Genomic DNA, 8,646 nt, shown 5'->3' on the forward strand with positions numbered 1-8,646 from the left:
ATGCCTGACCTGCATGTACGAAAACGAATGATCACTGTGGAAGAGATTTTCCACGAAGGCGGCCCCGCCGCTGATAAACCGCTGAAAAGAGGAGCTGCGCTTGCGGTGCTGCAGAACCCATTTGCCGGCCGCTATGTCGAGGACATTCAACCCTTCATGGACGATCTGCGTCCCTTGGGACTTGCCATGGCGATCGAGCTTGCTAAGGCGCTTGGTGGCAAGGACCTTGTAGAAGGTTACGGAAAAGCCTCGCTCGTCGGAGCTGGCGGCGAACTTGAACATGGCGCACTTTGGCACGCACCTGGTGGGTATGCCATGAGGGAGGTTCTGTCAGGAACAAAGGCCATCGTTCCGTCTGCCAAGAAGGTCGGTGGAGTCGGCACACGGTTGGACGTACCGATTACCCATATAAACGCGTCCTACGTGCGAAGCCATTTCGACTCGATGGAAATCGGTCTGAATGATTCACCCCGTGCAGACGAATTGCTGTTTGCCCTGGTTATGACAACTGGTCCACGCATCCACTCTCGCTCGGGCGGGTTGGAAGCTTGGGACATCAAAGGAGAGGACGGGCTGAAATGAGCGCCGAAATCAGAAAAATTGCGACCTGGGTTGAGGAAGTCCATACTGAAGCGGGCCAACCTATTTCACCGCCGACGCGCAAATCAGTTGCCGCTGCCGTCATCAAGAATCCGTTTGCCGGTCAGTTTGTCGAAGATCTGGCCGATCTGATGGAAATCGGGGCCGAGCTCGGCGGTTTGCTGGGGAAAAAAGCCGTAGACGCACTGGGCGTCGACCCGGCACGCATCGAAAGCTACGGCAAGGCAGCCATGGTCGGTGAAAACGGCGAAATTGAACATGCCGCAGCCATTTTGCACCCCAAACTCGGCGCACCGCTGCGCCACGCCGTCGAAAAAGGTGCCGCTCTTGTTCCGTCATCGAAAAAACGCGGCGGAATGGGTCAGGATCTTGATGTTCCGTTGGGCCACAAAGACGCGGCCTATGTCCGGTCACATTTCGACGGTGTTGAAATCCGCCTGAACGATGCCCCCCGCGCCAACGAGATATTGGTGGCAGTTGCCGTCGCCGATAGTGGCAGACCGCTGCCCCGCGTCGGTGGACTCACCCACGATGAAGCTGAGGGCAGAGACGGTCTACGCTAACCGGTGCAGCCCTTGAAACCGGACACCCGGAAAACTCATATGGAGAACATCCAGATGGAAATAATACAGTCTAGCCAGAATCAGACCGTCATGGTGACCTATGACGTTTCGTTCGGAACTTATGACGAATTGCTGAGCACGCTAACGCAGGCCTACGATGATTTCATCTGCAAGCAAAATGGGTTCATCGATGCTGCCATTCATGTGAATGACGCTAAAACGCGCGTCGCAAGTTATTCGCAATGGGAATCGCGCGAGGACTTTCTAAATGTTCTTCGTTCGGAGCACATGCAGATTGCCAACAAGAAACTAGCCGAACTGAGCAAAGGTTTCGAACCCGTTCTTTATGAAATAAAAAGTTTGATTTCAAAGAGCTAGTTCTGAAGTCGATCTGTCGAACAACCGAGTGAGAAATGGAAATTGGTGAAAACAGTTGACATATTTTCTTTCACCAATATTGTTAGCATACAAATGAATATGAGGGTTGCATGACCTACGTTGTCACAGACAGTTGCATCAACTGCAAATTCACCGATTGCGTCGAAGTTTGCCCGGTGGATTGTTTTTACGAAGGCGAAAACTTTTTGGTCATTCATCCTGATGAATGCATCGACTGTGGTGTCTGCGAACCTGAATGCCCCGTCGACGCCATTCGCGCTGATACAGAACCCGGCCTAGAACAATGGCTGAATATCAATGCGAAATTCGCTGAACTTTGGCCCAACATCGCAGAGAAAAAAGAACCGATGGAGGGAAATGTTGAGTGGGCGGAAAAAACAGACAAGCTTCAGCACCTCTCTGAAAACCCACCCGGCTAATACACCAGATTATCGAGGCCAAAATGACCGAAGTCACTCCAATTGTTCAAGGCGAAGCTGTGAGTTTTGCAATCCCAACAGGGGTTTTTGCCGAAACCGTTACTTCAGTTGAACACTACACCGACAGACTGTTCAAATTCCGCATCACGCGTCCGGCCAGCTTTCGCTTCCGCTCTGGCGAATTTGTCATGATTGGGTTGCCCAATGCAGAAAAGCCAGTCTATCGCGCGTACTCAATTGCCAGCCCGTCCTGGGACGAAGAAATTGAGTTCTTTTCAATCAAGGTTCCGGACGGACCACTGACAGAACACCTTCAGAAGATCCAGGTTGGTGACACAGTTTTGATGCGGAAGAAGCCGACAGGTACGCTCGTCAATGATGCACTCCTTCCCGGCAAACGCGTTTACATGTTCTCGACCGGAACTGGGATCGCTCCGTTTGCGTCGTTGATCCGCGATCCTGAAACATACGAAAAGTTTGACGAAGTCATCCTGACGCACACCTGTCGCGAAGTTGCAGAGCTAAAATATGGACAGGAACTGGTCAAGGAATGTCTCGAAGATCCACTTGTCGGTGAGTTCGCCAATGGCCGACTGCGTCACTATGCAACGGTAACCCGCGAGGACTTTCCAACCATGGGCCGGATCACCGACCTTATGCGTTCGGGAAAGGTGTTTGAGGATCTCGGCATACCGAAAATCAACCCAGAAGAAGATCGCGGTATGATTTGCGGTTCAATGGCAATGCTAAACGAAACCAAGGAAATTCTTGAAGAATTCGGCCTTGTTGAAGGCGCCAACAACAAACCTGCAACGTTCGTTGTTGAACGTGCGTTTGTTGATTGATCACAAGGATATCAAACCATGTCACGAGAACTGCCAAAACCCAGTCAACCTGGACTTTCTTCATTCAACTGGGAAGATGCCTTCCTCTTGGACGGTCAATTGACCGAAGAAGAACGCATGATGCGCGATAGCGCTCGTGCATACTCTGAGGAAAAGCTGCAACCGCGGATCATCGAAGCGTTCGCCGGCGAAAGCACCGATCCAGAGATTTTTCGTGAAATGGGCGATATGGGACTGTTGGGCCCAACCATCCCCGAAGAATACGGTGGGCTCGGTGCATCCTATGTCAGCTATGGGCTGATCGCGCGAGAAATTGAACGTGTTGATAGCGGCTACCGCTCGATGATGAGCGTCCAATCGAGCCTGGTGATGTATCCGATCTATGCGTATGGAACAGATGAACAACGCAAAAAATACCTGCCTAAGCTGGCGAGCGGCGAATGGATCGGTTGCTTTGGCCTGACAGAACCGGATGCAGGCTCCGATCCGTCTGGGATGAAGACCCGCGCTTTGAAAACTGAAAACGGTTATCGCCTAACAGGTTCAAAAATGTGGATCTCCAACAGCCCGATTGCGGACGTATTTGTCGTCTGGGCAAAGTCTGAAGCGCATGACGGCAAGATCCGCGGCTTTATCCTCGACAAAGGACTGAATGGTCTTTCGGCGCCGAAAATCGACGGGAAACTGTCCCTACGCGCCTCTATCACCGGTGAGATCGTTATGGACAACGTCGAGGTGGGCGAGGATGCGCTGTTGCCTCACGTGGAAGGCCTGAAAGGTCCTTTCGGCTGCCTGAATCGGGCGCGTTACGGTATCAGTTGGGGGGTTCTAGGTGCAGCGGAGTTCTGCTGGCATGCATCGCGCCAGTATGGTTTGGACCGGAAACAGTTCAGGAAGCCGCTAGCACAAACACAGCTGTTCCAATTGAAACTGGCGAATATGCAGACCGAAATCGCATTGGGCCTTCAAGGCTCGCTTCGCGTCGGTCGTCTGTTGGATGAAGGCGCAGCCGCGCCCGAAATGATCAGTCTGATGAAGCGGAACAACTGTGGCAAGGCGTTAGAAATTGCGCGTCACGCTCGCGACATGCACGGCGGCAACGGAATTAGCGAAGAATTCCAGGTCATCCGTCACATGGTTAATCTGGAAACTGTGAACACGTACGAAGGCACTCATGATGTTCACGCATTGATCCTTGGGCGAGCGCAGACTGGTCTGCAAGCGTTCTTCTAAGCCAAAAACCTCCCCGGCCAATTCCCTCCCCGGAATTGGTGCGCATGTGGGGAAAGCTAGTTAACTGGCTTTCCCCACATCAGAATAAGGAAGCCAGATGAACCGGAACTTAATCGCAGGTGAATGGGCCGACAGCGGCGATCAGACCGAGAATGTCAATCCCGCCGACACATCAGATGTGGTCGGAATATACGCTCGCGCGGACGTTGCTCAGGTCGAGGCTGCGGTCGATGCGGCTGGTGACGCACTGGATAGTTGGGCCACGGGTTCGCCGCAGACGCGTGCGGATGTATTGGAAAAGGTCGCGCAAAGCATTTTGGATCGCAAAGATGAACTGGGCCGTCTTTTGGCCCGGGAAGAAGGTAAAACTCTTACTGAAGCGATCGGAGAAACGGTACGCGCCGGGCAGATTTTTAGGTTTTTCGCCGGAGAGGCACTACGGGTTCCCGGTGACGCTATTGCGTCGGTCAGACAGGATGTTGACGTCGAAGTCCTACGTGAGCCCGTGGGCGTTGTCGGTCTGATCACACCCTGGAATTTCCCGATCGCGATCCCCGCATGGAAAATTGCTCCCGCTTTAGCCTACGGCAACACAGTTGTTATGAAACCTGCTGACCTGACACCAGGCAGCGCACATGCATTGGCGAAAATTTTGCACGACGCTGGATGTCCGCCCGGTGTTTTCAACTTGGTCATGGGTCGCGGCTCGGTTGTGGGCAAAGCCATGCTGGAAAATACCAAAGTCAACGCTGTGTCGTTCACTGGATCGGTTCCCGTTGGCGGCAAACTGGCGGTTCAGGCCGCGAAGAGCCTAAAAAAGGTTCAGCTTGAAATGGGAGGTAAGAACCCGATGATTGTGATGGAGGACGCTAATCTCGAACTGGCGGTCTCGACAGCTATCAATTCGGCGTTTTTCTCAACCGGCCAGCGCTGTACGGCGTCCAGCCGGATCATCGTCCATAAAGACATCCACGACGCCTTTGTTGAGAAGATTGTCGAACAATCCAAATCTCTGGTTGTTGGTAATCCATTGGACCCCAGGACCCAGATCGGGCCCGTCGCTTCGGAAAGCCAATTACGCAACAATCTGAGCTACGTCGCCATCGCTAGAGGCGAAGGAGCAGAGATTGTTGGGGGAGAGGTTCTGGAACGCAGTACAACCGGGTTTTTCCAGCAACCGGCATTGTTTTTGAACGCAACAAACGACATGCGATCCAGCCGTGAAGAGATCTTTGGACCCTGCGCAAGCGTTATCCGGGTCGATAATTTCGAGGAAGCCGTAAGTATCGCAAACGATACCGAATTTGGATTGTCATCAGGCATATGCACCAGATCACTGAAATATGCCCGCGCATTCCGCCAGCAGTCTCAGGCTGGCATGGTCATGATCAACTTGCCCACAGCAGGCGTCGACTATCACGTTCCGTTCGGTGGCCGTAAGGGATCATCCTATGGCTCTCGCGAGCAAGGTCGCTATGCGGCCGAGTTCTATACCAGCGTAAAAACAGCTTACACGTTTGCGGGATAACGTCATGGCACGCCGACTCATTCTATCGATCAATCCTGGCACCACAACGACTCGATGCGCGGTATTTGGAATAGAAGACGACGGGTTATCCCCCGTCGCGGAACAAAATTTGGATCATGCAGAAGCGGAATTGTCCCAGTTTCCAACAATCCCCGACCAGCTCTCGTTTCGCGCCGATTGTGTGGACCGGTTTCTGAAAGACTCGTTGCAATCCAGAGATACGCTGGTTGCTGTCGCAGGCCGGGGCGGAATGCTGACGCCAGTTCCCTCGGGTGTGATTGCTGTCAACGATGAGTTGGTGGATTTTGCGCTGCACACTCCGGTTTATGTCCATTCCAGCAACCTTGGAGCACCGCTGGCGCAAAGCATTGCTAAGCCACTTGGTGTCCCAGCGTTCGTGGTGGACCCGGTCAGCGTGGATGAGTTGCCACCTGTGGCCCGCGTTTCAGGTTTCCCTGAAATCCCGCGCTTCAGCTTTGTTCATGCCCTCAACATCCGCGCCTGCGCCCGGCGATTGGCCCGACAACTGGACAAACGCTTTGATGATCTGCGTGTCGTCGTTGCTCACCTCGGTGCAGGCTTTTCAATTGCAACCATCCTTGGTGGGAAAATCGTCGAAAGTTCAAACCGGATGGAAGCTTCCCCCTTTTCACCCGAACGCTGTGGCGGGCTGCCTCCCCTGCCCCTGATCGAATTGTGCTATTCCGGGAAATATGAAAAACCTGAGTTGCTGAAAAAACTCTACGGTGATGGTGGCGTTTTCGCTTACCTAGGAACAAAAGACATTCGCAAAGTCGAACAGATGATCACCGAAGGCGATCAGCAGGCGCAGCTAGTCTATGACGCGATGCTGTACCAGGTGACAAAAACCATCGGTTCGATGGCTGCAGTCGCGTCATTTGATCTGGACGGGATCATTCTGACCGGTGGGTTGGTTAATTCTCCAATAATTACTGAGCGTTTGACAAAGGCCGTACAACGAGTTGCACCAGTTTCGATTTTCCCAGGCAGTGACGAATGCCTGGCGCTGGCTGAAGGGGCAGCAAGGGCGATTTCAAGCCGAGAGAAACCGATGCAATGGCCCGTTTCAACGAGCGGAACAACAGCATGACCCCGATCACCACCTTTGATCAATTGCGCGAACGTGTGCAACAGTCGGAACCTTCAAGCCTCGTCGTGGCAGGTGGAAACGATGAAAACGTTATCGCTGCGACCGTTCAGGCGGTACGCGAAAATCTGGTTTCCGTGGTTCATGTGACCGGAGACAGCGCGCTTATTGCTAAACATCTCCCAGGAGAAATTCTCGAGCGGTTCTCGTTGATCAATGCCACAGATGCAGCTGATTGTGCTGAGAAGGCAGTTTCGCTTGTACGCGACGGGGCTGGCGACCTCTTGATGAAGGGCCATTTGGACAGCACCGCTTATTTACGTGCCATCGTAAGCCGCGACACTGGTATACGTGTCGATGGAGCGGCACTTTCAAATCTGACAATTGCCGAAATGCCTTCGCTTCCTCGTTTGATCGGTGTCACTGACAATGGTATCATTCCCGCTCCCGATCTAGACCAAAAACGTAAGATCATCCTGAACGCCCGCAATCTCTTTCGCGGGTTGGGGATCGACCCGGTCAGGGTCGCCGCGGTTGCCGCTACCGAAAAAGTGTCGAAAAAACTGCCGGCAACGACGGATGCGGCTACGCTCACTGAAGATGCGAAAGCAGGCAAGCTGCCCGGCACGATCGTGGACGGTCCATTCGGCTATGACGTTGCGATCAGTGCCAAGTCCGCCGCGATCAAGAAGCTTAGTCAATCCGATGTTGCCGGTCGGGCTGACCTTTTGCTGTTCCCAACAATCGAATCTGGGAATGCGGTGGCAAAGGCCTGGAAATTCCATGGGCAGGCGAAAACCGGCTCAGTAGTGGCAGGTGCGCAAGTGCCGGTGATGCTGAATTCCAGATCTGACAATTCCGAGCGTCGTGTCAACGCTCTGCTTCTGGCGATTGCAATGAAACTCGGTGCCACCCGTGCTCTGTGATGTAACCCTCCGTTTGGATCCAGCCACCACGGGCGCGGTTTGCCATCCCTCTGCAACCGGGTTGTCAGTGCGAAATCGCCAAACTGAATCGCGATCATCAAAACAGAATGCCATCGGGGGACGAAGCGGCTCTTTTGGCATTGGGCATTTCAACATGCGACATGCAGGAGGGTAAGAAATGAAGGTGCTTGTGCCCGTTAAGCGGGTAATAGACTATAATGTGAAGGTCCGCGTGAAAGCGGATGGCAGCGGCGTTGATCTCGCCAATGTAAAAATGTCGATGAACCCGTTCGACGAAATTGCCGTGGAAGAGGCGATCCGCCTGAAAGAGGCGGGCAAGGCCGATGAGGTTGTTGCCGTTTCGATCGGTGTGAAACAGTCGCAGGAAACCCTGCGGACCGCACTGGCCATGGGCGCCGACCGCGCCATTCTGGTTGTCGCGGCGGATGACGTGCATCAGGACATCGAACCGCTTGCCGTTGCCAAGATCCTCGCCAAAGTGGTTGAAGAAGAGCAGCCGGGCATCGTTCTGGCGGGCAAACAGGCGATCGACAACGACATGAACGCCACCGGTCAGATGCTGTCGGCCCTGCTGGGCTGGAGCCAAGGCACTTTCGCGTCCGAGCTGGACATCGAAGGCGACACCGCCAAGATCACCCGCGAGGTGGATGGCGGTCTGCAGACCATCTCCGTCAAGATGCCAACCATCGTGACCGTAGACCTGCGCCTGAACGAGCCGCGTTATGCATCGCTGCCGAACATCATGAAGGCGAAGAAAAAGCCGCTGGATGAAAAAACCGCCGCCGACTATGGCGTCGACGTCACTCCGCGTCTGGAAGTCGTCAAGACCGAAGAGCCGCCGGCACGTGCTGCTGGTATCATCGTGGGCTCGGTTGATGAGCTGGTCGAGAAACTCAAAGAAGCGGGGGCTGTATAATGGCTGTTCTTCTTCTCGCAGAGGTTAACAATGGTGAGCTGTCGGTTGACGCCACAGCCAAGACCGTTGCCGCCGTCAAATCGCTGGG

Annotated in this window: 10 protein-coding genes; all 10 read left to right on the plus strand. The window is 53.9% G+C overall.

What is annotated here, in order from left to right; genetic code table 11:
- The 10 genes from ACR0LN_RS12290 (at position 1) to ACR0LN_RS12335 (ending at position 8,558) form a co-directional block, all read left to right on the plus strand.
- Entirely contained in the window at positions 1–582 is a 582-nt protein-coding gene (locus ACR0LN_RS12290; RefSeq protein ID WP_480430003.1) for an amino acid synthesis family protein, read from the plus strand.
- Positions 579–1,163, plus strand: coding sequence for an amino acid synthesis family protein (locus tag ACR0LN_RS12295; protein WP_480430004.1), 585 nt, complete (start codon positions 579–581; stop codon positions 1,161–1,163). Before ACR0LN_RS12290 ends, ACR0LN_RS12295 begins: the two co-directional genes overlap by 4 nt.
- A gap of 39 nt (positions 1,164–1,202) precedes the next feature.
- Entirely contained in the window at positions 1,203–1,541 is a 339-nt protein-coding gene (locus ACR0LN_RS12300; protein ID WP_480430005.1) for an antibiotic biosynthesis monooxygenase family protein, read from the plus strand.
- Positions 1,542–1,651: 110 nt separating this feature from the next.
- Positions 1,652–1,981 carry a ferredoxin FdxA gene (gene fdxA, locus ACR0LN_RS12305; protein WP_480430006.1) on the plus strand — a complete coding sequence of 110 codons (330 nt, stop codon included), beginning with the start codon at positions 1,652–1,654 and terminating at the stop codon, positions 1,979–1,981.
- Between the two features lie 23 nt (positions 1,982–2,004).
- Complete coding sequence (locus ACR0LN_RS12310; RefSeq protein WP_480430007.1) at positions 2,005–2,826, plus strand: ferredoxin--NADP reductase; 822 nt, start codon at positions 2,005–2,007, stop codon at positions 2,824–2,826.
- A gap of 18 nt (positions 2,827–2,844) precedes the next feature.
- Positions 2,845–4,059, plus strand: a complete 1,215-nt coding sequence (locus ACR0LN_RS12315; protein ID WP_480430008.1) for an acyl-CoA dehydrogenase — start codon at positions 2,845–2,847, stop codon at positions 4,057–4,059.
- Positions 4,060–4,156: 97 nt separating this feature from the next.
- Positions 4,157–5,587, plus strand: a complete 1,431-nt coding sequence (locus ACR0LN_RS12320) for an aldehyde dehydrogenase family protein (protein WP_480430009.1) — start codon at positions 4,157–4,159, stop codon at positions 5,585–5,587.
- 4 nt (positions 5,588–5,591) lie between these two features.
- Positions 5,592–6,698, plus strand: coding sequence for a butyrate kinase (buk, locus tag ACR0LN_RS12325; RefSeq protein ID WP_480430010.1), 1,107 nt, complete (start codon positions 5,592–5,594; stop codon positions 6,696–6,698).
- Positions 6,695–7,621 (plus strand): phosphate acyltransferase, encoded by a 927-nt coding sequence (locus ACR0LN_RS12330; RefSeq protein ID WP_480430011.1) that lies wholly within the window; start codon positions 6,695–6,697, stop codon positions 7,619–7,621. The genes buk and ACR0LN_RS12330 overlap by 4 nt, the downstream gene beginning before the upstream one ends.
- Before the next feature lie 178 nt (positions 7,622–7,799).
- Positions 7,800–8,558 (plus strand): electron transfer flavoprotein subunit beta/FixA family protein, encoded by a 759-nt coding sequence (locus ACR0LN_RS12335; protein WP_170392589.1) that lies wholly within the window; start codon positions 7,800–7,802, stop codon positions 8,556–8,558.
- Positions 8,559–8,646: the final 88 nt, after the last annotated feature.

The sequence above is a fragment of the Ruegeria sp. AA6 genome (genome assembly GCF_056542865.1).

What these genes read in the sequence shown, in the direction of transcription:
- ACR0LN_RS12290 (WP_480430003.1), top strand. Translation starts at nt 1, where the DNA reads ATGCCTGACCTGCATGTACGAAAACGAATGATCACTGTGGAAGAGATT.
- ACR0LN_RS12295 (WP_480430004.1), top strand. Translation starts at nt 579, where the DNA reads ATGAGCGCCGAAATCAGAAAAATTGCGACCTGGGTTGAGGAAGTCCAT.
- ACR0LN_RS12300 (WP_480430005.1), top strand. Translation starts at nt 1,203, where the DNA reads ATGGAGAACATCCAGATGGAAATAATACAGTCTAGCCAGAATCAGACC.
- fdxA (WP_480430006.1), top strand. Translation starts at nt 1,652, where the DNA reads ATGACCTACGTTGTCACAGACAGTTGCATCAACTGCAAATTCACCGAT.
- ACR0LN_RS12310 (WP_480430007.1), top strand. Translation starts at nt 2,005, where the DNA reads ATGACCGAAGTCACTCCAATTGTTCAAGGCGAAGCTGTGAGTTTTGCA.
- ACR0LN_RS12315 (WP_480430008.1), top strand. Translation starts at nt 2,845, where the DNA reads ATGTCACGAGAACTGCCAAAACCCAGTCAACCTGGACTTTCTTCATTC.
- ACR0LN_RS12320 (WP_480430009.1), top strand. Translation starts at nt 4,157, where the DNA reads ATGAACCGGAACTTAATCGCAGGTGAATGGGCCGACAGCGGCGATCAG.
- buk (WP_480430010.1), top strand. Translation starts at nt 5,592, where the DNA reads ATGGCACGCCGACTCATTCTATCGATCAATCCTGGCACCACAACGACT.
- ACR0LN_RS12330 (WP_480430011.1), top strand. Translation starts at nt 6,695, where the DNA reads ATGACCCCGATCACCACCTTTGATCAATTGCGCGAACGTGTGCAACAG.
- ACR0LN_RS12335 (WP_170392589.1), top strand. Translation starts at nt 7,800, where the DNA reads ATGAAGGTGCTTGTGCCCGTTAAGCGGGTAATAGACTATAATGTGAAG.